The sequence below is a fragment of the Paraburkholderia sp. SIMBA_030 genome, from assembly GCF_046535245.1.
GTDB lineage: Bacteria > Pseudomonadota > Gammaproteobacteria > Burkholderiales > Burkholderiaceae > Paraburkholderia.
In genome coordinates, this window is record NZ_JAWRXB010000004.1 from 322580 (window position 1) to 347081 (window position 24502).

25 protein-coding genes and 1 pseudogene are annotated in these 24502 nt (G+C 60.9%); 11 read left to right on the forward strand and 15 right to left on the reverse strand.

Annotation, left to right across the window (positions count from 1 at the left end):
* Positions 1–37 precede the first annotated feature (37 nt).
* Positions 38–1270 (forward strand): tyrosine-type recombinase/integrase, encoded by a 1233-nt coding sequence (locus SB772_RS09000; RefSeq protein ID WP_410832906.1) that lies wholly within the window; start codon positions 38–40, stop codon positions 1268–1270.
* 281 nt (positions 1271–1551) lie between these two features.
* Here the strand turns inward: SB772_RS09000 and SB772_RS09005 are convergent.
* The 5 genes and pseudogenes from SB772_RS09005 to gtdA all read right to left on the reverse strand — a co-directional run.
* Positions 1552–1752 (reverse strand): annotated as a pseudogene (locus tag SB772_RS09005) (hypothetical protein); the annotation flags it as partial.
* Positions 1753–2089: 337 nt separating this feature from the next.
* Complete coding sequence (locus tag SB772_RS09010) at positions 2090–3298, reverse strand: 3-hydroxybenzoate 6-monooxygenase (protein ID WP_410832907.1); 1209 nt, start codon at positions 3296–3298, stop codon at positions 2090–2092.
* 57 nt (positions 3299–3355) lie between these two features.
* The gene (gene maiA, locus SB772_RS09015; protein ID WP_410832908.1) at positions 3356–3997 is read right to left on the reverse strand and encodes a maleylacetoacetate isomerase; all 642 of its coding nucleotides are present in this window, start codon (positions 3995–3997) and stop codon (positions 3356–3358) included.
* Between the two features lie 33 nt (positions 3998–4030).
* Positions 4031–4729, reverse strand: a complete 699-nt coding sequence (locus SB772_RS09020) for a fumarylacetoacetate hydrolase family protein (protein ID WP_410832909.1) — start codon at positions 4727–4729, stop codon at positions 4031–4033.
* Between the two features lie 72 nt (positions 4730–4801).
* A complete protein-coding gene (gene gtdA, locus SB772_RS09025; protein WP_410832910.1) occupies positions 4802–5848 on the reverse strand; it encodes a gentisate 1,2-dioxygenase in 1047 nt (348 codons plus the stop codon).
* Between the two features lie 189 nt (positions 5849–6037).
* On the opposite strand from gtdA, the gene SB772_RS09030 reads away from it, so the two are divergent.
* The gene (locus SB772_RS09030; protein WP_410832911.1) at positions 6038–6973 is read left to right on the forward strand and encodes a LysR substrate-binding domain-containing protein; all 936 of its coding nucleotides are present in this window, start codon (positions 6038–6040) and stop codon (positions 6971–6973) included.
* 12 nt (positions 6974–6985) lie between these two features.
* Here SB772_RS09030 and SB772_RS09035 read toward each other — a convergent pair whose 3' ends face one another.
* From SB772_RS09035 to SB772_RS09045, 3 genes are read right to left on the reverse strand one after another with little or no spacing between them, the layout of a single operon-like run.
* Positions 6986–7972, reverse strand: a complete 987-nt coding sequence (locus SB772_RS09035) for a 2Fe-2S iron-sulfur cluster-binding protein (RefSeq protein ID WP_410832912.1) — start codon at positions 7970–7972, stop codon at positions 6986–6988.
* 55 nt (positions 7973–8027) lie between these two features.
* The gene (locus tag SB772_RS09040; RefSeq protein ID WP_410832913.1) at positions 8028–8498 is read right to left on the reverse strand and encodes an aromatic-ring-hydroxylating dioxygenase subunit beta; all 471 of its coding nucleotides are present in this window, start codon (positions 8496–8498) and stop codon (positions 8028–8030) included.
* A gap of 2 nt (positions 8499–8500) precedes the next feature.
* Entirely contained in the window at positions 8501–9772 is a 1272-nt protein-coding gene (locus SB772_RS09045) for an aromatic ring-hydroxylating dioxygenase subunit alpha (protein ID WP_410832914.1), read from the reverse strand.
* 164 nt (positions 9773–9936) lie between these two features.
* Between SB772_RS09045 and SB772_RS09050 the strand changes: the two genes are divergently transcribed.
* Complete coding sequence (locus SB772_RS09050) at positions 9937–10725, forward strand: IclR family transcriptional regulator C-terminal domain-containing protein (protein ID WP_410832915.1); 789 nt, start codon at positions 9937–9939, stop codon at positions 10723–10725.
* 43 nt (positions 10726–10768) lie between these two features.
* Here the strand turns inward: SB772_RS09050 and SB772_RS09055 are convergent, their stop codons facing one another.
* Positions 10769–11500, reverse strand: coding sequence for an IclR family transcriptional regulator C-terminal domain-containing protein (locus tag SB772_RS09055; RefSeq protein WP_410832916.1), 732 nt, complete (start codon positions 11498–11500; stop codon positions 10769–10771).
* Positions 11501–11730: 230 nt separating this feature from the next.
* Here SB772_RS09055 and SB772_RS09060 point away from each other — a divergent pair, with 230 nt between their 5' ends.
* From SB772_RS09060 to SB772_RS09070, 3 genes are all read left to right on the forward strand, one after another.
* Positions 11731–12489, forward strand: a complete 759-nt coding sequence (locus SB772_RS09060; RefSeq protein ID WP_410832917.1) for an SDR family NAD(P)-dependent oxidoreductase — start codon at positions 11731–11733, stop codon at positions 12487–12489.
* Between the two features lie 11 nt (positions 12490–12500).
* A complete protein-coding gene (locus SB772_RS09065) occupies positions 12501–13958 on the forward strand; it encodes an NAD-dependent succinate-semialdehyde dehydrogenase (protein WP_410832918.1) in 1458 nt (485 codons plus the stop codon).
* A 746-nt stretch (positions 13959–14704) separates the two neighbouring features.
* A complete protein-coding gene (locus tag SB772_RS09070; RefSeq protein ID WP_410832919.1) occupies positions 14705–15670 on the forward strand; it encodes a substrate-binding domain-containing protein in 966 nt (321 codons plus the stop codon).
* A gap of 31 nt (positions 15671–15701) precedes the next feature.
* Here the strand turns inward: SB772_RS09070 and SB772_RS09075 are convergent, their stop codons facing one another.
* On the reverse strand, positions 15702–15851 hold the full coding sequence (locus tag SB772_RS09075) for a hypothetical protein (protein ID WP_410832920.1): 150 nt from the start codon (positions 15849–15851) through the stop codon (positions 15702–15704).
* A gap of 253 nt (positions 15852–16104) precedes the next feature.
* On the opposite strand from SB772_RS09075, the gene SB772_RS09080 reads away from it, so the two are divergent.
* From SB772_RS09080 to SB772_RS09095, 4 genes are all read left to right on the forward strand, one after another.
* Positions 16105–17052: a 3-keto-5-aminohexanoate cleavage protein gene (locus SB772_RS09080; RefSeq protein WP_410832921.1), complete on the forward strand. Its 948-nt coding sequence runs from the start codon at positions 16105–16107 to the stop codon at positions 17050–17052.
* Between the two features lie 115 nt (positions 17053–17167).
* Positions 17168–17677 carry a nuclear transport factor 2 family protein gene (locus SB772_RS09085; protein ID WP_410832922.1) on the forward strand — a complete coding sequence of 170 codons (510 nt, stop codon included), beginning with the start codon at positions 17168–17170 and terminating at the stop codon, positions 17675–17677.
* Between the two features lie 94 nt (positions 17678–17771).
* Positions 17772–18884 (forward strand): Gfo/Idh/MocA family protein, encoded by a 1113-nt coding sequence (locus SB772_RS09090; RefSeq protein WP_410832923.1) that lies wholly within the window; start codon positions 17772–17774, stop codon positions 18882–18884.
* A 229-nt stretch (positions 18885–19113) separates the two neighbouring features.
* Positions 19114–19350, forward strand: a complete 237-nt coding sequence (locus SB772_RS09095; protein WP_410832924.1) for a hypothetical protein — start codon at positions 19114–19116, stop codon at positions 19348–19350.
* 78 nt (positions 19351–19428) lie between these two features.
* Here SB772_RS09095 and SB772_RS09100 read toward each other — a convergent pair whose 3' ends face one another.
* Positions 19429–19959 (reverse strand): MarR family winged helix-turn-helix transcriptional regulator, encoded by a 531-nt coding sequence (locus SB772_RS09100; protein ID WP_410833002.1) that lies wholly within the window; start codon positions 19957–19959, stop codon positions 19429–19431.
* Positions 19960–20210: 251 nt separating this feature from the next.
* On the opposite strand from SB772_RS09100, the gene SB772_RS09105 reads away from it, so the two are divergent.
* Entirely contained in the window at positions 20211–21956 is a 1746-nt protein-coding gene (locus SB772_RS09105; protein ID WP_410832925.1) for an FAD-binding protein, read from the forward strand.
* A gap of 25 nt (positions 21957–21981) precedes the next feature.
* Here SB772_RS09105 and SB772_RS09110 read toward each other — a convergent pair whose 3' ends face one another.
* The 4 genes from SB772_RS09110 to SB772_RS09125 all read right to left on the reverse strand — a co-directional run bounded on the left by SB772_RS09110 (position 21982) and on the right by SB772_RS09125 (position 24376).
* Positions 21982–22521, reverse strand: a complete 540-nt coding sequence (locus SB772_RS09110; protein WP_410832926.1) for a MarR family winged helix-turn-helix transcriptional regulator — start codon at positions 22519–22521, stop codon at positions 21982–21984.
* A 170-nt stretch (positions 22522–22691) separates the two neighbouring features.
* Positions 22692–22823: a hypothetical protein gene (locus SB772_RS09115; protein ID WP_410832927.1), complete on the reverse strand. Its 132-nt coding sequence runs from the start codon at positions 22821–22823 to the stop codon at positions 22692–22694.
* Between the two features lie 17 nt (positions 22824–22840).
* The gene (locus SB772_RS09120; RefSeq protein WP_410832928.1) at positions 22841–23155 is read right to left on the reverse strand and encodes a nuclear transport factor 2 family protein; all 315 of its coding nucleotides are present in this window, start codon (positions 23153–23155) and stop codon (positions 22841–22843) included.
* A 153-nt stretch (positions 23156–23308) separates the two neighbouring features.
* Positions 23309–24376, reverse strand: coding sequence for a porin (locus SB772_RS09125; RefSeq protein WP_410832929.1), 1068 nt, complete (start codon positions 24374–24376; stop codon positions 23309–23311).
* Between the last annotated feature and the right edge of the window lie 126 nt (positions 24377–24502).

A 24502-nucleotide genomic window follows, 5' to 3' on the forward strand; every position in this document is an offset into this window, starting at 1 on the left:
CGATTTTTGCGTATACACGGAATCGAGATGTTAGGCCATGCCCAAACGCGTCGAACCGAACTCCGAAGTGGTACTTCGCGTCGCCAAACCGCGCGAGCGCCCCTACCTGCTCGCGGATGGGAATGGCTTGGCCTTGCGCATCTGGCCGGACGGCAGCAAAACCTGGCTGTTCCGCTATCGACGACCGAGTACGGGCAAGGAGAACTTCCTCAGCCTCGGCCCCTACCCCGATATCACCCTCGTTGATGCCCGACGGTCGGCCACTGCCGCGCGCAATCTTGTGCGCGAAGGCACCGATCCGGTCGAACATCGCCGGGCCGAGTCCATCGCCCGCAAACGCGCCGCCGAAGGCGCCTTCCATCTTGTAGCCCAGCGCTGGCTCGACTTCAAACGCAAGGAATGGGCAGACGAAACCTACCGGAAGGCGGAGTTTGTTGTGCGCGAATACCTGACTCCCGCGCTCCGCAACAAGCCCATCTCGACGCTTACCACGCCAGAGGTCAAGCCAGTACTCGAAGCGATTGCCTCTCACGCGCCCAACCTCGCGACCAAAGCACGGCAGTACGTCGGTGGCATCGTGACCTACGCCGTCCAGAACGGACTGCGCGAAGATGGCGCCGCGTTAACACTCCGCGGCGTTGTGCCTCGCCACAAGAAAGGCCACATACCAGCGATTACCAAGCCTGCGGACATCGCTCCGCTCGCTCTTGCCATCGATGCCTACAAGTCGCCCATTACCCGCGCCGCCCTCAAGCTCACCATGCTGACCGGCCTTCGCGCCGGCGTGGTTGCCTCAGTGCCGTGGGACGAGGTGAACCTCAAGACAGCTGAATGGCATGTTGCCGCCGAGCGGATGAAAATGCGGCACGATCACATCGTGCCATTGCCAACGCAGGCGATCGCCATCCTGAACGAGTTGCAGTCAATTACCGGCAAGGGGTACTACGTCTTTCCGTCCCCTGCCCGTCAAAAGACTCCTCATTTACATCGAGACGCATTGAGTAAGGCATTGCGGGAGATGGGATTTCAAGGAAAGCACGCGACGCATGGTTTCAGGGGCATGCTTCGTACGGTCGGACGAGAACGACTCGGTATGGATATCGATGTACTGGAAGCGCAACTGGCGCACGCCAAGCGTGGCGATGTGCAAAAGGCCTACGATAGAACAACGTTTGACGACGATCGTCGCTGGGTCATGCAGGAGTGGGCCGACTATATTGATCGGCTAAGCGTGCCAGCGACGGGAGCGGGATCGAGGAAGCAGGCGTGAGTAGCATACCCACTCGATTGTAAATAGCCCGCTGAACCCCTGTATTGCGGGGGCTGTCAGCGATTTCGTAAGCGTCGATACCGTCGGCGATACCGATTTTTCGTCCCGGCTATCACCGGCTTTTGGCAGGCCGCATTGGAAAATCCAAACGTGGACCGCCTGAAAAAATCGTGAAGGTCGAGCGAATGAAGACGATTTGCGAGCGTGATACCGTCATCGATACCGTCAGGCCACGCTCTTTGTCGACGCGGTCTTGGTGGACCCGCGCCCTCACATCACCATTACATACCGTTTTCCGAACCCGAACGAGACGTTCCGTTGGCGGCACCGCCATATCCCGAAACGCCTGCTTGTGCTGTGGCGTTCTGTACCGTCACTTTTGCTTCAGCGGCCTGGATATTTTCCGGGTAATGAATCGCGTCGCGCGGGTTATAGCCGGCTTTCTCGACCTGCGCGAGTACCTCAATGATTTCTGTTAGTGGCGCTACGAAGAAACCTGCTCGGCCACGAATGCGGTCAGTCTAAAGGGCAAAAAATCATTAGGGTAAGTACTGCTTTTTTAACTCTCCGTTGCTGTGACGACAACAATCGATCAACACAGGTTCGACCGTCTTCGCTCGAAGAACTATTCGGCCAGAGTCAGTTTGGGCGCAGCTATGCAGTGGTGCTGCGGATCCACTTGATCGCTTCGGCGAGCCGTTCCGCCGAAGCGCCTTTCCAAGCTAGAGACCGTACTTGTACGACGGATCGTCGCGGTCGCGCTGCCCATAGTTCCAGTCGCCCAACGGGGCAGGATGCTGCCGCGTACCGCGTGGAATCTCAAATGATGCCCTTCAGGCACTCTTCTGCGCGCCAGCCGTGCAGCCATTGCAGTGCGTCGTAAAACTGCTCCTGCGTGCGGCCGATCCAAAGGGAATTGCGAACCTGTCGCTCAACGCCCTTCGCGTGATAGATGCGGCCCATTTCACGTGCCGAATAGAGCACGCGCGCCGTGCGCGGAATACGAGCTGTCTCGTACAGTTTGAACGCGGCTTCGAAATCGCCATCGGTCGCAGCGACGGCGGCACCCAGCGTAACGGCATCTTCGAGCGCCTGGCAGGCGCCTTGCGCCAGGTATTGCGTCATCGGATGCGCGGCGTCGCCAAGCACCGTCGCGCGGCCATAGCTCCAGCGCTCGACAGGGTCCCGGTCCGCCGTCGCCCAGCGCTTCCACGAAGTCGGCCGGTCGAGCATCTGATGCGGCAACGGATGAATGCCTTCGAAGTAGGACAGCACTTCCTCCTTGCTGCCTTCGCGCACGCCCCACTCTTCTTTCTCGCGACTGTGAAACGTGACGACGAGGTTGTATTGTTTGCCGCCGCGCAGCGGGTAGTGCACGAGGTGGCAATTCGGGCCCGCCCACACCACCGGCGCATTGATCTGCAAGTCCTTCGGCATGTTTTCGACTTCAACGACGGCGCGATACACGACATGCCCTGTCACGCGATGCTCGTCGCCGATCAATGCCTTGCGTACCGCAGACTTCACGCCATCGCAACCGATTACGGCATCCGCGTGGTACCGCTCGCCGTTCTGATCGATGACAGTCACACCGCCGGCATGCTGGTCGAGCTCGCGGACCCGCGTGTTGGTGCGGAACTGGATCAACGGATGATCCTTCACGGCTTCGAGAATCGACAGGTGAATGTCGGCACGATGAATCACCGCATAGGGATTGCCGAAGCGCGTGCGATACGGGGCGCCGACGTCGATCCGCACGACTTCTTTTGCGTCAAGCGCATCCATCAGTTTCAGGTAGTCCGTAAAGACGGCGCGGTTGCGCGCCGTCTCACCGACGCCCAGTGCATCGAGCGCGTTGAACGCGTTTGCGGCCAACTGGATGCCTGCGCCGATTTCCTGAATCTCAGGAGCCTGCTCCAGCAGCTGTATATGAATGCCTTGACGTGCGAGCGCGAGCGCGGTAGCCAGGCCGCCAATACCGCCGCCGATCACGAGTACGCGCCGGCCTTTGGTGTCTGTCTCAATCATGTTTTGTCTCCTGTCGACCAGAGTTAGCGCTTTAGCGCTTACTCCGATCCCATGTAATCACGCGATGTAATCGGGCTGGCGCTGCGGCTGCGCGGCGTCGAATGCCGGGTGTTTCGACGCGTGCTCAAAGACCGCGAGACAGCGCGGATGCGGACTCAGATCGCAGTCCATGCGCAGCGCGTTAGCGATCTGTGGCACGAGGCACAAATCGGCGAGCGTCGGCTGTGCGCCAAAGCACCACGGACCTGGGTTGGCACGTTCGATCATGCGTTCGGCGCCCGCCATCCCTTGAGCAATCCAGTGCCGGTACCACGCGCTTTTCTGCTGCGGCGTGACTTCGAGTTCCGTTTCCAGATATCGCAACACCCGCAGGTTATTGAGCGGATGAATGTCACACGAGATCAGCGCGGCGAACTCGAGCACACGCGCACGCAGAACCGGTTCGAGCGGAATCAGGCGCGGCTCGGGGTATTTCCGGTCGAGGTAGTCGATGATCGCGAGCGACTGGCCGAGTCTGAAATCGCCGTCGATGAGCGCGGGCACCGACGCGGACGGATTCACATTCGCCACATAGTCCGTTGCGCGATGTTCGCCCACGCGAATATTGACGGGCAGCGTCTCGTACGCGATCCCCTTGAGCGCGAGCGCAATGCGTACACGGTACGACGTCGAACTGTTGAAGAAGCTATGGAGTTGCACGGGTAGACCTCCGACAAATGCAGGTTACGTATCTCAGGCCACACGCACCGTTACTTCGCCAAGACGTTCGACACCGACCTTCATCGTGTCGCCCTTCTGCACCGCACCGACACCTTCGGGCGTGCCCGTGAAGATGACATCGCCCGGTTCGAGGCGGAAAAATCTGGACAGATACGCCACCGTCTCCGCAACCGACCAGATCAGATGCGACACGTCGCTCTTCTGTTTGGTCTCGCCGTTGACCGTCAGCCACAGTCCGGCGTTGTCGAAGTGACCGACCTTGCTGGCCGGATGGATCGGCCCGATCGGCGCCGAGCGGTCAAACGCCTTGCCGATCTCCCACGGACGGCCCATTTCGCGCATCTTCATCTGCAGATCGCGCCGCGTCATGTCGAGGCCGACCGCGTAGCCCCAGACGTGATCGAGCGCCTGTTCGAGCAGGATGTCCGAGCCGCCTTTGCCAATCACAGCGACAAGTTCGGCTTCGTAGTGGTAGTTCTGCGTCTGCGAAGGGTAAGCCAGTTCGAGCGTTTCGCCGTAAGCGACGGGCACGACGGCATCGGCCGGCTTGCAGAAGAAGAAAGGCGGTTCGCGATCGGGATCGAAGCCCATTTCGCGTGCATGCGCGGCGTAGTTGCGGCCAACGCAATAGACGCGGCGCACCGCGAATTGAGCATCGCTGCCGGCAACGGGTACAGCAACGAGCGCTTCGGGCGGAAAAACAAAAGTCATGATGAGTTGGACTCGGCAAATAGTTTGGGTAGCTCACCGCCAATGCGGCGCCTGGAAAGAAAAGTGACGCGTCTAGCCGCGTTCTTCGCGCAGCAGATTCAGCGCGGCGAGCACGGGACGATCCGAATAGCTGAACAGCACGCTTTCCGCCGATGCCACCAGTTGCACGGGCGCCCACGACGGCGCGACGAACACGTCGTGCGCCTCGAAGGTGAACTCGTCGCCGCCCATCCTGACCGTGCCCTTGCCTTCGACGACGCAGTAAATCGTTGCGTCGGTACTGCGATAGGTACGGCCCTTGAAGCCGGCAGGCAGGTACTGCATGAAGGTCGCAATGGTCGGCATCGGCCAGCCGCCCGTGGCCGGATTCACGTAGCGCAGCTTCACGCCGTCCCACTCGTCGAGTTCGCCGTTGCGGTACAGCGCGTCGAGCGCTTCGCGGCTGCGCGCATACGGGTAGCTGAAAATCGGCGACGTGGGATCGGACACGCGGTGCCGCACGGGCATCATGTTGTGGCCGAAGCGCGCGAAGCTGTCGCCTTCGGGGCGCGAAACCGGCTGGGTCGCTTCGGGGTAGTTCTCGGCGAAACCGGCGTCCATCTGCGCGACGAGTGGTATATCGAGGCCATCGAGCCACACGACAGGCTCGCCGCCCTTCTCCACGGAAGGATTGCCGTGGTCGTGCCATGTCCACGACGGCGTGATGATGAAGTCGCCCGGATGCATCGTCGTGCGTTCGCCGTTGACAGCCGTCCACGCGCCCTTGCCTTCGACGATGAAGCGCAGCGCCGACTGCGTATGCCGGTGGCTCGGCGCGATCTCGCCGGGCAGGATCAGCTGGAGTCCGGCGTACAGATTCGGCGTCATGCTCGATTTGCCCGGCAGGCCGGGGTTTTCGAGCACCAGCACGCGGCGCACGGCTTCTTCCGCGCTGATCACGGCCCCCGCCTGCATCACGAGATCCCGCACCTGTGCGTATTTCCAGATCGCAGGCCGCGCTTTCGGCTGCGGCGCTTTGGGCACGAGGTTGTGCAGCGATTCCCAAAGCGGCGCCATGCCCTGCTGGGCAATCCGCTCGTAATAGGCTGCGCGCGATCTGCCTGGATTGTTACTCGTCATTCGCGTCTCCTTTATGGTGTCTCATGGGTTCCGGCTCACTAGCCGGCGGCGTCGGCTCAATGGATTCCGCACAATCATTTATATGCGACAGCGCTATGCCCAGTAAAATGGCGAAATCATCTAATCCATACGGTTTTGGATATACCTGCGGCGCAGGACTGGCAAAACTCATGACGAAGGAGCTGCGCAATGGACTGGACTTACCGCCTGCGGCTAAGGCATCTGCAGGTACTGTTGAGCCTCGCGAGCACGGGCAATCTCAGCCAGTCGGCCGCGGCGCTCAGCACGACGCAGCCGGCACTGTCGAAATGGCTGAAGGCACTCGAGGAAGACGTCGGCCTGCCCCTCTTTGAAAGGCACGCACGCGGCCTGCGGCCCACGTCGTATGGCGAAGCGCTGATCGAGCACGCGCGCCGGATCGAAGCGCATCTCGACATTGCGCGCGACGACATGCAGGCACTCCGCGCGGGCGGCAGCGGCCTCGTGAGTATCGGGACCTCGGGCGTATCGGCGGCGGACACGGTGCCGCTCGCCGTGTCGCGGCTTCTCGATCGCATGCCGCGGGCGCAGGTGCGGCTCGTCGAAAGCACGATGAACCAGCTGATGCCGCAGCTTGCGCGCGGAGAACTCGATATCGTTGTCGGCCGCGCGGGACAGCAGTACGACGACCCGCAACTGCAGACCGAAACGCTGTATACGGAGCCGATCAACTTCGTCGCACGGCCGGATCATGCGCTCATGGAAAAAGCGCGACTCGGCTGGGACGACGTGCTCGCGTATGCGTGGATCGTCTGGCCGCAGGGCACGCCCGTGCGCAACGCCCTGGAGAGCGCGCTCGCGGCCGCGGGACGCACGCTGCCGAATCACTGCGTCGAATCGAATTCGTCGATTCTCAATCTCACGCTGCTGAACAACACCGATCTGGTGGGCGTCGCCTCGCATCGGGCCGCGCTTCGCTTCGAGCAGCTGAACGCGCTTCGCATTCTGCCGGTGCCACTCGAAGGCTTCGGCTCGGTTTCGGTCTACTGGCACGCCGAGAACGTCAATCGCGCCGCGGTGGCCATGGCATTGGAGAGTCTTCGTCATTTTGCGGACCCGCGCATGAACGAATGGCACACCGCCTGAGGCGCAAGCGCGTCAGCCGGTATGAACGAACGCGTCGCTGAAGAAGTCGTCTTCGGGCATGCCGCTCTTCACGAAGGTATCGCGCGCGGCGCTCGTCATAAACGGGTTGCCGCATGCGTACACCTCATAGCCTGCGAGCGAGCCGAAGTCTTCGAGCACCGCCTCGTGCACGAAACCGCGCCGGCCCGCCCACGCCTCGTCGGCTTCGGACAGCACCGGCACGAACTTCACGCGGCCACTGTCGTGCCATTTCTGCGCGAGTGCCGCGAGATAGAGGTCTTCGGCGCGGCGGGCGCCCCAGTACAGATGCAACGGCCGTTCGAGCTTGCGCTTGATGGCGTCCTCGACGATCGACTTCACCGGCGCGAACCCCGTGCCGGTCGCGAGCAGCACGGCGGGGCTGTTCGACCCTTCGCGCAGCGTGAACTCTCCGAACGGCAGTTCGACGCGCAGCTTGTCGCCCTTCGCGAGGCGGCCCAGCACGGCTTCGGAGAACCGGCCGCCGAGCACGTGGCGCACGTGCAGCTGCACGCTGTCGTTTTCGTGCGGCGCGTTCGCCATCGAATAGTTGCGCCGCGTGCCGTCATCCAGCTCGATTTGCAGATACTGGCCGGCGCCGAACTTCGCGCGTACACCGGTGGGCAGCCGCAACTGCAGGATGCTGACGTCGGCAGCCGGCTGTGTGATGCGATACACGGAGACCTCGAGCGTCTTGCGCGCGACGGGGTCGCGCTTCTCGATGCGGCGCGGTGCGATCGTCAGGTCCGTGTCGGGGCGCAGGCAGCACAGCAGCGCCCGCTCGGCCGGCGCCGCCACTGCGCCCTGCACCGGCGAACGCGCCTCACCCGCCACGAGACCTCCTTCGCAAGACGCGCAGACGCCCTTGCGGCAAGAGTACGGCACCGCATAGCCGGCGCGTTCGGCCGCGTCGAGCACGGTTTCGCCGGTCGCGCATGGAAACGTTATGTCGCTGTCAGCGACGGAAATTAGAAAGTCCAAGATGTCACCTCGATGCGTTGTCAGCAGGCGCCGGTCGAAGGCGGATTTGCGGGCGTCATAACGGCAACGCGAGCAGCGTGTCGATACGCGCGCTGTCGCACACGACGACGCGTTCGCGCAACCGCACGCCCGCCTCGTCGCGCACGTACACATCGCAATAGCGGCCCGTCGCGAACAGGTCGGTGGTGCCGTCGCGCATGATACGCGCGACCATGAACGAAGTTTCGCTGCGCGCCTCGGTGCCGTCGTCGCTGATCACGTACGGCTGCCCGAGCAGATGGCGGTAGGCGTGCCGTTCATAAATATTGGCGTCGCGCAGCGACGCGACCCGGTCGACAAGCATGCCGTGCGAGGCCGCGTAAATCATGCTGGCCACGAGATCGCGGCGATGGTTGTCGGCGGTCGTGACCCTGTAGATGCACGACGTGGTGAAGAAGCCGGGCCATTGCCCGAGGTCGCCGTCGTCGATGCAGCGCACGTATTCGGCCTGCGCGCGGGCGATCAGTTGATGGATGTCCCGCGTCATCGTCAATATCCCATTGCGTTACGGTAGGCCTTCCAGAAGCCGCGAATCGAGGCCTCCGTCACGCGGCTCGCGCTGCTGGTCGTGCCGTCGCCGCCCATTTCGATCACCGAGCGTGCGTCGCTTGCCCCGTCGATGCCGCGCTGCACGAAGCCGCCCACGCAGCCGTCCTCCATCGAGACATACCCGGCCGGGCCCACGAGGTTCGCCTGGCGCAGACGCATTTCCCGCAACTCGGGCGTATCGTCCTCGAAGCCGAGATAGATCCAGTTGAGTTCGGTCTGGCGCGCGCCGCGCGGCAGGATCTGGCGCACCGCGATGGCGTTCTGGATCTGCTGGAGCACGAAGCCCGGGAAGACTGACAGAATCTGCAGCGTGATGCCGTCGCCAAACTCGTCGGTGCCTGCGAGCACCGAGGTATCTTCGAGGCGGTGGCCGCTCTCCGAGCGGATGTTCTGGGCCGCGTAGTCCTTCGTGACCGCCTGCTTCTCCGCTTCAGCCGCGTGATCGACCGCCGAATAACTGACGTGATGCCCGCCGCTCGGGTCGACGATAATGCCACCGCGCTGCGACAGCTTGTTCAACTGGAAGGTCGTGAAGAACAGATGCAGGATGCTTGCATGATAGGAATCCTTAACGTTTTCGAAATAAAGCTTCCAGTTGTTCGGCAGCATCTGCGTGAAGCGGCCGAGCACGACGGGTGCGCGGTTTTCGAGCACGCGCGCAATGCGCTCGACGATCTCCTCGCCAAGGTATTCGTCGAGCGGCGGCACGTCGTCGGAGAAGCTGCCGAACACCAGACCGTGGAGCGTCGCCACGCGCAGCTTGCGCAAGCCGTGATCGCCGAGGCAGAAGTCTTCCTTCATGCCGCCCTGGCCGTTGATGCCGTCCCGGAATGCGACGCCAAGCAGATCGCCCTGCAGGCTGTAGGTCCAGGCATGGTAGACGCAGCTGAAATCCTTCGCGTTGCCCGCATCTTCGAGGCACACCATTGCGCCGCGATGCGCGCAGCGGTTTTCGAATGCATAGAGCTCGCCGTCTGTGTCGCGCGTGACCACCACCGGTGCATCGCCGATGAACATGCTGCGGAAGTCGCCCGGATTCGGCACCTCGGTTTCGAGGCACAGATAGCTCCAGTTCGGACCACGAAAGATCGCGTCCTGCTCGTCCGCATAGACTTCGTCGCTCTGGAACAGCGCATAGGGCACGCGCGTGACGCCCTCGGCGGGCCACTCGATGCTGGCGCGCCGCGCCGGCTGGATGGGGATGATGTTCAAGTTGCTGACTCCGTAGAGGGCGTTTGCCGAACGCCGATTGCCGGGGACCTCGGCGGGACTGTAGTTGACAGCCCGATCGGGGTGTGTTCGAATATCGTACAAAGTTCGGTATACGACCCAATATGACATTCCTCAAAAGCCCTGTCAATACGGAGGAGCGCGCCATGTCGCCCGTCGAGGATGAATCCGGAACAATCAAGTCCCACGCGAAGGAAGGTATGGGGGGGCTGGCCAAGGGGTTGGCCATCATCGAGGCGTTCGGCCCGAACACCACGCGCATGACCGTTTCGGATGCGGCGAACCTGGCTGACCTGAGCCGCCCCGCGGCGCGGCGCTGCCTGCTGACGCTCGTCGAGCACGGCTATCTCGCTCACGACGGCAAGTTCTTCACGCCATTGCCGCGCATGCTACGGCTGGGTGGCGCCTACCTCAGCACGTCGTCGCTGCCGCAGATTGCGCAGCCGCTTCTGGCGAGCACGCGCGACAATCTGCAAGAGTCGGTCTCGCTGGCCGTGCTGGACGAGGGTTATGCGGTGTTCATCGCACGCGCCGAGGCGGTCCGTATCGTGTCAACGGGCGTGAAGCTCGGCGGCCGCCTGCCCGCCTATTGCTCCGCCACGGGGCGCGTGCTGCTCGCCGGGCTGCCCGAAGAGCAGGCGCGCGCGCACCTCGAAAGCGTGCCCATGAAGCGGCTCACCGATCGCACAGTGGCCAATCTCGACAGCGTGCTGAAGGCAGTCCGGCGCGCGGCGGAAGACGGCTACGCAATCAGCGACGAGGAGATCGAAATCGGCATGTCGGCGATGGCGGTTCCGGTGAAGAACAGCGCCGGGCAGATCGAGGCGGCGGTGAGCGTGAGCGTCTATTCAGGGCGCGTGAACATCGAAACGTTGCGCGAAACCTTCCTGCCGGCGCTGCGTGAAACCGCCGCGCGCCTGCAACGTTCGCTTTAAGCCGGCCGGCGAGGCGTGCTCCCCGGACACGAGAGGCGGAGCGCTACAACAGGGCGGCAAGGTGGCGGCGCGCGCTTTCAAGTTCTGGCAGCAGGTGTTCCACTACGCCTTCGCGCGTCATGCGGCTTGTGGACACCGAAAGGCTCATGGCAGCAACCATGTTCCCATGTGCGTTGCGGATCGGAACGGCGATCGAGCGAATACCGATCTCCAGTTCTTCATCGATGATCGCGTACCCGTGCCTGCCCACAAATTCGATCTCTTTCATGATGCTGGTGATCGTAGTGAGGGTGTGAGGCGTCAGAGCGGGACGTGCCATTCTGTTGAGCATGAATCTCACTTCGGCCGGCGGTCGCCCTGACAGCAGAACCCGCCCTGTGGCACTGCAGTAAGCAGGCAAACGCGAGCCAACACCCAAACCGCTGGACAGGCTGCGCCGATGCGTTGAGCGTGCGACGAAGACCGCATCCTGCAAATCCAGCACAGCGATCGAGGCAGATTCCTGCGTGCGTTCGCTGGTGATCTCCAGGATAGGTTGCGCGACCTTGGTCAACGGATCTGAAACGACATACGCGTAGCCCAGCCTCAGAGCGCGTGGTGCCAGGACAAAGCTGTAACCATTCTGCGTGGCATAGCCCAGCCTGCACAGCGTGAGCAAACTACGCCGTACCGAACCCTTGGTGTGACCGGTTATCTCCGCCGCCTGCGTCACAGTCAACGGCCCTTTTTTCATACCGAATGCTTCGATGATGGAGAGCCCTTTTTCGAGCCCCATCACGTATTCCGGTTCGTTTTCCCGTGATTCTTTCCCGCCCGCAGGAGACGCCATAGACCCTCTCGAAATTCGAATTCCGTATAAAAGTCCGGTATGCGGACATTCTAGCCAGGTTCGTTGACACCCAATCAGCCTTTGCTGATATTTCGCTACATACCGCAGGGCAAGCGACCCACACGAACATCGATCACTCATTGCCACCTGAAATCTTCTGACGTGCGAAGGAAACCATGAAACCTGAATTACCCAAGCGCATTATTGTCACTGGTGGTGCCAGTGGCATTGGCTACGCTTTCAGCGAACATCTTGCACAGCTGGGCCATCGTGTCGTCATCGCCGACCTGCATGGCGCAGACGAAGCCGCAGCGCGTCTTCGCGAGTCCGGACATCAGGTCATCGGCGTACGCACGGACGTTGTCAGCGAGGCAGATGTCGCCGGCATGGCGGCCGCAGCAGTCTCGGAGTTCGGCGGCATCGACGGTCTCGTCAATAACGCTGCGCTGTTTACCACCCTGACGCTCAAGCCCTTCGAGCAGATCACCAATCAGGAATGGATGCGGGTGATGGAAGTCAACACGCTGGGCCCGTTCAACTGTGCCAAAGCAGTGCTGCCGCATCTGCGCAAGAGTGGTCGGGGGCGCCTCGTGAACATCGCGTCCACCGTGCCAATCAAGGGGCCGGTGAATATGGCGCACTACGTGGCCAGCAAGGGGGGCGTCATTGCCTTCACGCGCGCACTTGCGCGGGAACTGGCGAAGGACAGCATTACGGTCAATGCGATTGCCCCCGGCTTCACGCTAAGCGACGGCGTGCTGCAGACCGATCTGCAAGACCGCATTGGTGAAAACGCCCGTACTTCCGGCCGCTGTATTCAGCGCGATCAGGTACCGGGTGACCTCGTGGCGGCGCTCGCGTACCTGGTCAGTGATGGTGCGGGCTTTGTCACAGGCCAAACCCTCGCCGTGGACGGCGGTAGTGTATTTCTTTGAGTCAGGCCGCCATGGACACCACAACCGCACAATACGAAGCACTCGCCCTCTACATCGGTGGCCGTTTCCTGAGCGCCCGCGGGCGACCCGAACAGGATGTGATCAACCCTGCAACTGGCGAGGCGTTCGCCCGATTGCCACACGCTACGCCTCAGGATCTGGATGATGCCGTGAACGCAGCGGCTGATGCATTCCAGGTCTGGCGGCACACGCCGGCAATCGAACGCTCAGCGTTGCTGCGTCGTGTTGCCTCGTTGATCCGGGAGCGAGCTCCGCAGATCGCCCGTAACATTACGTTCGACCAGGGCAAGCCTTTGGCCGAAGCTATTCTGGAAGTACAAAGCTGTGCTGAGCACGCTGAATGGCATGCGGAGGAGTGCCGGCGCATTTATGGACGCGTGATCCCGGCGCGCACGCCGGGTGTGCAGCAGACGGTCTCCCGTGAGCCCATCGGTGTTTGCGCCGCGTTCACACCGTGGAACTTCCCCTTCAACCTGGCGCTACGCAAGGTGGTCGCCGCCTTGGGTGCGGGCTGCACGATAGTACTCAAGGGTCCTGAGGATTCACCAAGCGCAGTGGTCGCGCTGGCGCGTATATTTCACGACGCAGGTTTGCCAGCGGGATGCCTCAACGTCGTCTGGGGCGTGCCGTCCGAGGTTTCCACCCATCTCATCAACGCTCCGGCTGTGCGAAAGATTTCGTTCACTGGCTCCGCCACTGTCGGCAAACAGCTGGCGTCGATGGCCGGCGCGCAGATGAAGCGCATGACGATGGAACTAGGGGGTCACTCGCCGGTGCTGGTGTTCGACGATTCTGACGTAGAACAGGCAGCGCGTTTTCTCGCGCGCACCAAGACACGCAATGCCGGTCAGGTCTGCATGGCACCGAGCCGCTTCTTCGTGCACGAAAAAGCCTATGACCAGTTCGTGGATGCCTTCGCCGCCGAGTACGCACCGCTACGGGTCGGAGACGGCCTCGATCCACAGACCCAGATGGGACCGCTGGCCCACGAACGACGCATCGACGCAATGCAGGCCCTGGTGACGGACGCGCGGGAGCGCGGCGCATCGTTGGTGTGTGGTGGCAGCCGTCTGGCTGAAACAGGTTACTTCTTCCCCCCGACCATCCTCACCGGTGTGCCCGATGACGCGCGCCTGATGCTCGAGGAACCGTTCGGACCCGTCGTGCCGATAACGACATTCAGTAGCACTGAAGAGGCCTTGTCACGTGCCAACGCGCTGCCATACGGCCTGGCTTCCTACGTGTTCACCAATTCGATCGCGACCGCCGAATACGTTGCAGGTCGTATCGAGGCCGGAATGGTTGGAATCAACCATTTCGGCCTGGCATTGGCCGAGACGCCGCTGGGGGGCGTGAAGGAGAGCGGCATGGGCAGCGAAGGAGGCATCGAGACGTTCGATGGCTACCTCGTCACCAAGTTTGTGTCGCAGGCCAGTCGGGTGCCCTGACAACGACGCGACTGGACCTCTTCGTTAGTGACCCCGTACGAGCAAACTTTCGTGCATTTCTGAGAACGCGTTCGTACCGTGTCCTCCGCCGCTGCGTCGGTACTGGCCTCAGCGCGGCAGTGCCGATGCAGCGGCACATTTCTCCGACGGGATTCCGATCATTCCGCTGACGGATGGGGCAGATCAGACTATCCGGAATCCCGCCTTCCCTGTCCTCTCTCATTTTCAACCTGCGGGCGAGTGCGCAGCACTCGCCCCTTCCTCACCACTGCACGCGAAGCGCATTCGGCCGCACCCGTCACGTTCACGTGCGCCCTTGCCAGGGACTTTCCCCAGGGTGCTTGACTTAATTCATCCCGAGACACATTATTCGATATGAATCGATCTAACAACACACTGTTTCATTTAGCATCACATATCAATGCCGCCACAGGAAGTTCCATTTTCCTGATCGACCCGATTCCATTACTCATCCATCACCCACGGCGAGGATCACCATGTTCTTCAAGCTTCGCGCATCGCAAGTTGCAGTGCAAAAACCGCAAAGTCCGTTCGTTGCGCAAGAGACTATGCCCGCTCATCAATGCGGCCTCAAGAATCGGCGCGATCTTCGATACTGGCGAGGAAAGATGCTCGTCCGGATTACGCAAATAAGCGCCAGCCTCTTTCTTGCCACGGGTTTTATCTCTACAACTGCCCACGCGGCGGGAGATTCCATCACGAACCATCAAGGCGACATCACGCCAATGTGCGGAACGAAGCCGATGATCGTCGGCGTGTCGGACGGCTACGGCGGCAATACGTGGCGCAAGACCGGCCTCGCCGAAGTCAAGGACGAGCTCAGTCGGTGCAAGAACGTCACGCGGGTCATCTACAGCAATGCCAACGGCGATCCTCAGAAGGCGAATTCCGATATCAACAGCATGGTCGCGCAGGGCATCAACGTCCTCATTCTGCTCCCGGACTTCGGCGCGGTACAGCTTCCCGCGATGCGCGCGGCCATGAAGGCGGGCGTCGCGGTCGTCCCGTACTCGGCTCAGATGACGGGCACACCTGGCCGTGACTACGTCGTCAACGTGGTGGGCGATACGCAGCAAATCGGTGTCCTGTGGGCCGACTGGCTCGGAACCACGCTGAAGAAGGGAAATGTCGTGTTCATGGGCGGATCGCCCGGAGCGACCACCTCCCAAAACTTTATGGACGGTTTGAGAGGCGGACTCAAGAAATACCCGGATCTGAAGCTGCTCAACGAGCAGTACATTGTGACGAACTGGAATCCCGTCGACGCCCAGAAGGCCACCGTCGGTCTAATCGCGCAGTATCCGAAGATTGACGCCATCGTGACGGATGGTGGCGAAACTGCGCTAGCCGCCGTCAAGGCATTCGAGCAGGCTCACCTGCCGGTCCCCGCCATCGCGACGATTGCAAGCGACAACCAGGTGAATTGCCACTACATGTCGGCAAAGCAGTCGGGCAAGCCCTATCCCTACTACACGCTCGACGGCACGACGACTTACGTTCGCTTTGCCGTGCGGCAGGGTGTAGCGGCTTATCAGGGAACGGTAAACAAGGAGTCGCCGTCGATTCTGCCCTTTGCCTACGCCGATAGTGCCAAGGGCCTCGACCCGAAGTGCGATCCGACCGCTCCGCCGGATGCCGACCTCACCTCCGCGCTCCCGCCGCAGAAGCTGAAGGCCGTGTTCGAGCGTTGATCGCTTAAAACAAGTCACAAGCGAACAGCATTCACTGCTGCAGTTCGATAAGACCACGAACGATGGCCTTGTCCAGCGCGAAGTCCGCCACGAGCCGCGTGGGCTTCCCGCTTTCTTCCTCGACCTGCCTCTTGCGCCTTGCCTCCGATGGCAACAGGCCTCCGAATTTCTCCCCGAGCATGATCTCCTGGTCGCAGTAGGGCCGTTGCACACGCGCCGCTCACCAGGGCATTCCCCAGGTTTCTTGACTTATTTTATTCCATAACGCATCATTCGATATAAATCGATTGCTCATGGAATCATCTTGATGCACACGATCTGATTGCGGGAGGGGTCTACTTTTCGGGCGCGATCTGCCAGAACCTCTCCAGTTTGGTTGCCGTGGGCCCGGAAGCTTAGCGGGCCTGAATTCACTACCTGTGTTGAGGATCATCATGGTCGAAAAACTGTCTCTCTGGGAAGCCGCCAAACGCGAAATGGAGGAGTACCAGTTCATTGCCGGAGCCGAGCTGCAACCCAAATGGGACGTGTCGGACAAGATTGCGATCAATGCAGCCGTATCGGGGCGCTTTGAGAGCGCCACGTCGCTCGCGGAGTATGTAGAGGCCGCGTCGAGCGTCATCGAAGCCGGCGCCTGCGGCGTGCACATCGACTTTTCGTTCATGACCGATGAGAAGGGACGGCGCCTCGACCGCGACATCCCGCCAGTTGAGGCGTATTCCGCCGTTCTCGAGCCGCTGCGTTCGCGCTTTGGCAACGACTTCGTGCCGAATCTGAACGTCCTCAACGGCTCGTCATTCGATGAGTGTATGAGCCCCGCGCGCGCAGGTCTGACCGAAGTCGCACCGTGCGCGCCGGGCCATCCGGAAGCCTTCATGGTGCCGGCCATATCGGAGCTCGAGGCCACCGGCGTCAAGCCGGAACTGGCCATCCACAGCTCCGGTGAGATCGAGCTCGCGAAGCGCAAACTGATCGATACCGGCATTCTCAAGAAGCCCTACAACTGGCTGATTCTCTATGGCCTGCCGTTCAACGTCGGTCGCACGCTGGTGTCCGGCACGTGGGTGAGCGATGCCCAGGACATGACGCGCCACATGTTCCTGATGGTCGACCAGATCCGCAAGATCGATCCGACATCGGTCATCAGCGTCTGTGCGGCCGGTCGCGCGACACTCTATATGACGACCCTTGCCACGATGATGGGCCTGCATATCCGGATTGGCACCGAAGATACGCCGTGGAAGTACCCGAACAGCGACAAGCGCCTAAAAGACAATCTGGAGATGTTCAACATGGCGCGCGACATCGCCGGCCTGCTCGGACGCAAGCCGGCCTCGGCCAATGAATACCGGGCGCTGGTCGGCAAGCCGGCCCGGAACTAAAAGCATAGCGCGGCCATGACCGCGCAAGCGGACAGCGGTGCAGGCACGACGGGAGTCGTGCGATCGTGCTCTGCACCCGAGTTCAGTCGCGACGATCCAATCAAGGAGACCGAAGGTGGAAGCGAAACTTCAGCAGCTACTGGATGAAGCGGAGATTCGCCGCGTTCATATCCGCTATTGCCGTGGCATCGATCGGATGGACTGGGATCTCGTGCGGTCGTGTTATCACCCGGATGCGATCGACAGGCACGGTGCGTACAACGGAGGCGTGGAAGGTTTCATCGACTGGGCAGCCGAGTTGTTGCCGAGCTTCGAGTCGACGCAGCACTTCACCGGCAACCAGTATGTCGAGGTGCACGGCGATGTGGCGTTCGCGGAACACTATGCGCAGGCCAGCCACCGCACGAAACCCGACGACGACAAGCCAGCGATGGACTGGGTGGTGAACATTCGCTACGTGGACCGCATGGAGCGGCGCAACGGTGAATGGCGCATTGCCGATCGGGTGGTCGTGCTCGATTCGCAGCGATCGGACCCGGTTCCCGGGGACATGGCACTGCTCGAAAATTCCAATGTCGGGCGCCGTGACAAGGAGGATCCGTCGTACAGATACCAGATCGTATGACGGCTCCGCCAGTGTCTGTGGCTGGCTCCAGAGGACCAACCTTTGAGGTCAGGCGCTCGAGGTTACTGCGGTTACCTAAAGGTTAGAGGAAGCAATGGAAAGAAAACATCGTGTGGGTATCGTCGGTCTGAGCCCAGGACGCGGCTGGGCGGCGACAGCCCATATTCCGGCCTTGCGGGCCTTGTCAGACGTCTTTGAGCTCGCCGGCGTGGCAAACACGAGCCTCGCGAGCGCGCAGGCAGCGGCCGCCGGGTTCGAAATCCCGCAAGCATTCGAAAGTGCCGCTGCGCTGGCCGCATCGCCGGACATCGACATCGTCGTCGTCACCGTCAAGGTTCAGCACCACAAGGAAGTCGTCACGGCGGCCCTGCAGGCAGGCAAGAGCGTGTACAGCGAATGGCCGCTCGGCAACGGGCTCGAAGAAACCATCGCGCTCGCCGAACTCGCGCGTGAGAAAAAGGCATTGGCCGTCGTTGGCGCGCAGGCGATCGCCTCCCCCGAGGTGCAGTTCATGCGCAAGCTCGTTGCGGACGGCAAGATCGGTAATGTCCTTTCTTCGACGTACGTGGGTTCGGGTTTCAGCTGGGGCGACGACATCCTGCAGGGTGACGCCTACGCCATGGACAACCGGAACGGCGCCACACTGCTTTCCGTGATCGGGGGGCATGCCATTTCGGCGATTGATGCCGTCCTCGGCGATATCGACCAGATCGGCGCGGTGCTCTCGCAACGCAGGCAAACCGTGCGCGTCATCGAGACGGGCGAAACCGTCGAGATGAAAACGCCCGACCACCTCATGGCGAACGCGATTCTGTGCTCCGGAGCGCCGCTGTCGTTGCAACTCCGCGGCGGCGTGCCGCGCGGGACGAAGCTGCTGTGGGAGATCAACGGAAGCGAGGGCGATCTGCGTGTCACCGCGAGGAATGAATACGTCCCGGCGGTCAACATCTCGCCCTTGCGCGTCGAGTTCGGACGCAAAGGTCAGGACGGCTACGAGGAACTCGACGTCCCGGATCCCTTCCCGATCGATGCCGGCGATGCCGTTGCCGCGCGCAATGTCGCGGGCGTTTACCGGTTGCTCGCCGATGACCTGCGCCATGGCACCCGCACGGCGCCCAGCTTCGATCACGCACGCGCACTACATGAAGTGCTCAATGCAATCGAGCAGTCAAGTGAAACGGGCAAGCGGGTCAAGGTGGGCAAGTAACAAGCGTGTGCGGCTCTCGTATGCGCCGCACACGCACATGAAACGCGTAGACAGGAGTGTGCGCCCATCCTGCCCATGGTCGGCCGGGGCTGGGCGCCAAGCGATGCAGGCAGGTTGCGGGTGTTGTTCCTGACTGGCCTCGCGGCGGACGTGAACGTCCATTTGGTGAGCAAGGCCGGTCAGTTGGTTGTAGTCACGCGATCAAGGCGAGCGTGATAAGGAGAAGATCATGGCTAGCGCTGGAAAGTCGTTGCACTCGATGGTGGAACACTGGCTTGCTCCCACCTCGATGGACACTGTGCATGTGATCGAATTCAGGAACCAGCGTGCGAGGCGGCAATGTTACGTGTGCGTCGAAGCACGCAGGGCCGCCGGAACGGCGGCCATGTTCTTCTTTCGCCACAAGGACGGACTCTGGTGTATTTTCCCGCCGTGCCGGGAGCGCCCGTCCATGCGCGTGACGTGAGCGCGCGCCGCCGTTCTCCGCACAACGATCAGCAATGTCCTCAACGACATGGTCGTCGTGCCAACGACCGGCCGGCGGCTAGTCGATCACGGAGTCGCCCTGAGACATCTGGGTCAGGTTGTCTTCGATCTGGTGCATGACTTTCCAGAAAACCCGGAGATCTTTTGCCGAGATGCCTTCGAGCGAAGCCGAAATCATCTCGGTGAGCTCAGGCAGCATTTCGTCGACAAGGCGTCGTCCTTCATCCAGCAGGCTGACGTAGTATTTTCTTCTGTCCTTAGGGTCGCGTGTGCGTCGCACGAGATTGCGCTTTTCCATGCTATCGAGCGCCGGTACGGCCGTGGTCGATGCAATGCCTACCCGCTTGCTGAGTTCGAGCTGGTTCATCTCGCCACGTTCGGCCAGAACCCGAAGATAGAACCAGTGCGCAACCGAAACGCCCTCCTTGTCCAGCAGCTTCTGGCCTTGGGCGTCGTAGAGACGGTATATCGTGCGTGCCATCCATGGCACGGTTCGGCCGCGGTCGTCAAAAACGTCTGAGCGCTGACTACCCGCCGCTTCCAGACCGTCGAGCGCATCGTGCATTGCATTCGAACTCAATTTTGACATTGACCATTCCTCAACTGGGGCCACCCGACCGTAACGCACGGACCGGGTATGCGCAGCAAGCGTCATGTTCCCGATACAGGGAATTCCCTGGAACGCTTGACTTTATTCACCCTGGAACACATCATTCGATATAAATCGATACCTCAAAGCATCATCTCTATAAAGATAATCTGCTTTGAGAGGATTATACAGCACGCGCAAAATGGATGTGCACGCGAGACTTCCGGGGCCTCTCAAACAGGACAAGCGCTATGGGTACTGATATCACGGCAAGCTGGGATTTCGAGGTCGACGTCATTGTTCTGGGAGCGGGTGCAGGCGGCATGTCGGCGGCCATTGTGTCGAAGAACGAAGGGCTCAGGCCGCTCCTGCTCGAGAAGACGGACCAGGTTGGCGGTACCTCCGCCTGGTCGGTCGGCATGATGTGGTTCGTAGATAGCGCGCCGATGCGGCAGGCGGGCTTTCAGGATTCCTTCGAGAAAGCACGTCGTTACTTTGCTGCGACCGTCGGCACCACCGTGGGTAGTCCGCTTCAGGAAAGCTACATCACCCAGGGCCGGGTCGCACTGGACTATCTGGTCGGCCATTCCGAACTCAAGGTGATGGCGGTCCATTATCCAGACTACTATCCGGAGTCCGATGGCGGCATGTTCGGACGAGCTCACGCCCCGCTCGAGTTCGACGGGCGCGTGCTCGGTCCGCACTTCAAGGACCTGCGGGCACCGTTGCCGGCATTCGCTCCATTTGGCGGCATGATGCTCGACCTTCAGGATTTGAACCACTTCTTGTCCTTCACGCGCTCGTTCAAGTCGTTCTCGCATGTCGTGAAGTGCTTCCTGCGCTACGGCAAGGACCGCCTGAGCTACCATCGCGGCACGCGCCTCGTAGGCGGCAATGCGCTCATTGCGCGTCTGTACAAGACGATCCTCGACGAGCAGATTCCGGTATGGCTAGGCGCGCATGCAACGCGGCTCATCACCGAGAACGGCGCCGTGATCGGTGCCGAAGTGACGCGCGACGGCCGCACGTCTCGCGTCCGCGCACACCGCGGCGTCATTATTGCGACCGGCGGCTACAGCGGTAACCTCGAAATGCGACGCGAGCATTCCCGTCAGCCGACGGTCGAACTCGGCCTGGGCTTGCCAAGCAATGTCGGCGAAGGCATTCGACTCGGACTTTCAGTCGGCGGCCGACTCGATCACAACGCGCGCGACACGGGTTACTACGTGCCGATTTCGCAATACCGGAACGAAAAAGGCAATACGCTGTGGGGTCACTTCATGCTCGATCGGTCCAAGCCCGGTTTCATTGCAGTGAACAAGGAAGGTAATCGTTTCACCAATGAAGCCGCGTCGTATCACGCCTTCACCCAGGGAATGTTCGACGCCGACGCGATCCCTGCGTTTCTGGTCGCCGACGCAGCAGCCGTGAAGAAGTATGGCATTGGCGTCATCCTGCCGGGCATGTCGCTGCGCCGCTATGAGGAGTCGGGTTATCTCTATAGCGGCGAGACACTCGCGGAGCTCGCCGCTAAGGCAGGCATCAATGCCGCCGGGCTCGCGCGCAGCGTCGTACGCAACAACCGCTTCGCGGAGACCGGGGTCGACGAGGACTTCGGCAAGGGTGCGTCGGCCTACAACACCTACAAGGGCGACCCCACTCACACCCCGAACCCGTGTATCGGCCCGATCACGAAGGGACCCTTCCATGCAGTCAAGCTGATGCCGGGCGACTTCGGCACCAGCCGCGGTCTTGTGACGGGCCCCAACGGTGAGATCCTGGACAGCAACGACCGTCCGATTCCCGGCATCTTTGCATGCGGCAACGACATGAACTCGCCTGTTGGCGGTCACTACATTGGCGCGGGCATTACACTGGGACCGGCGGTCACTTTTGGTTACCTGGCCGCAATGGCGCTGGCAAAGCCTGGTCAGTTAGAGGCCGGCCCTGCTTCCATGGCTGCTTCTTTGCCGGCCCAGAATATCGTACAAACCTGACAGCACCGCTGACGCTTGCTATCAATCAGTCGACGATCGTGTCGCCTTTGGCCATCTGAATCAGGTTTGCCTCGATCTGATGCATGACCTTCCAGAAAACGCGCATGTCCCTCTGCGAGATTCCCTCGAGTGACACCGAAATCATGTCGGTCAGATCGGGCAGCATTTTGTCGACGAGGCGCTTGCCTTCGTCCTGCAGCTTGACGAAATACTTTCGCCTGTCGTTTGGATCGCGCTCCCTTTTCACCAGGCCGCGTTTTTCCAGATAGTCGAGCGCGGGTACCGCGGTCGTCGACGCGATGCCCACACGCTTACTGAGCTCGAGTTGATTGACCTCGCCGCGTTCGGCCAGTACACGAAGGTAGTACCAGTACGCTATGGGAAGAGCTTCCGTGTCGAGAAGCTTCTGCGCTTGAGCATCGTAAAGCCGGTGTACCGTTCGCGCGATCCACGGAACGGTTCTGCCGCGATCATCAAATACATCTGATGGTCTCTGCACTGTTGCCTCAACTAACTTCGGAGCGGTGGTGGCTGCTTTGACTGCAGACGTATTGGATTTAGGCATTCACTCATTCCTCAGCATGGCATCGAGCCATCGGTCGGTACTGGCTGTTCAAATTGATTCATCAAAAAGAAATCATACAACAGGTTTGCGCACGGCCCCTATGGGCGGCGGAAGGAGAAACGGCCGAGACCCGCGAATACAGGTTCGGCCGCATCAAGCGCACAGCGTCATCAAATGGCGAGGAATCCCCCATCAACCGCCAACTCGGCTCCCGTCACGAAGGACGCCAGCGCTGCCGCGCGCCCAATGCCCGAGCCGCCACCGGTAACGATGATGGTCTTCCCTTCAAGATCGCGATTCATTTCTTTGCCCCCGTAGATCAACGCTCGAACAGCGGAGAAATATCGAGGTAGATGCGGCACTCATCAATCAACCTGCCCTGCAACTTCCAGATCGTCACGGCCGGAATCGTTAGTGTCGACCCATCCTTGCGTATGTACGTCACGGATATTTGCGAAACAATGACATTCTCAAACGTCCATACGTTGACGAGGTGATGCTTGATGCCCGCAAGTTGACTCAGGAAATTCTGTGAAGCCGCAGCAGCATTTGCTCGACCGATGACAGGATCGCCATTCGCAAAAATGAAGGTGCAGTTCTTGGTCAAACAGTTCGCGAATCCCTGCTCGTCCATCGAATCGATCGCGTCATAAACCTTTGAAACAAACTCGATTTGCTGCTGTGGGTGATTGCGTAACCAACATCGTGAATCGCCTCCTTGTTCATGATTGGGTTCGGGACGCTGAAGGCATCGACATGGGCTCCCGACGCCATCAGTCAATTCCGCTCAGAAGAAATGCATGATGCCGAAGTAGCCACCTTGCTGGTTGTGGCCCGGCAGCGGGAGAGAGTCGGTCGTTTCAACCGGGAACGCGGACTGCTTGCCGTTAAACATTGCTCCGACGGTCAGGTAGAGGAATGTCCGTTTCGACAGGTTGTAGGTGGTGCCGATGGCACCGAGATTGCCCGTCCCCCCGCCATGATTCACGTTACCGTGATACCAGCCAGCCTGGAGCGAGAGCGCGGGGGTAGCCTGATACGAGGCGCCGACCCACTCCTGCTGGGAGCGTGTGGCGGCGTATGGGTTGAACGTAGTGGCGACCGTGTCCTGTCCGGATGAGACCAGTTGCTGATAGCCCGTGTAGAGCTTGACCTGGCCCAACGTATAGGTGACACCGGCCATGTATACCCGGGACGCGGCGTACAGGTCTGAAAATTTCCCGTTGGCATCGCGGAGTTCTTCATATACGCCGTACGCCGCGAAGCTGGCGCCCGTGTATTGTGCGCTTGCACTGAACTCGCGACCGCCGCGGAAGTTGCCAGCCTGGTTGCCGAAACCATCCTGAAGGCGGAAGGAGAAACCGCCCCAGTTAGGTGAATTGTAGGTGACCACGTTTGATCGCGGCCCCCACGCTCTTCCGAACGCGAAGTTGGCAATACCGGTCCCAACCTGCTCTCCCAGCGGGTCAATGTACCAGCCGGTTTCGTCGGCCAGGCTCAAGGCCTCGCCGAACCAGATACTTCCGTATTTCTCGTGGGCCAGGCCCACATAGGCATCGCGGATAAAGAGCGCGTTAGTAAAAATCTGGCCGTTTCCGGACGAAAACAGGCTTTCGAGTTTAAAGACCGCATGCACGCCGCCGCCGAGGTCTTCATCGCCTTTCAGGCCAAACCAGCTGTACCCGTACTGATTACTGCCGAATCGGAAATTGTTCTTTGACTGGCCGTTCGTCGCCACATTTGTCACGAAGTCGAGGCCAGACGCAACGCGCCCATACAGGGTCACAGAGCTCTGTGCGTTTGCATTGCAGATCCCGATGACTGTCAAAGCCGTAAATAACGCCAGTTTTTTCATTTTGTAATCCTGAACGAAAAATAATCTCCATGGATAAAGCGGAGGCCTCTTTCCGGGCCACGCCGCACACAATCCACGGTCTTGCCGCCGACTAGCACAGATAGACCGTAGGGCCTTTCAATCGCC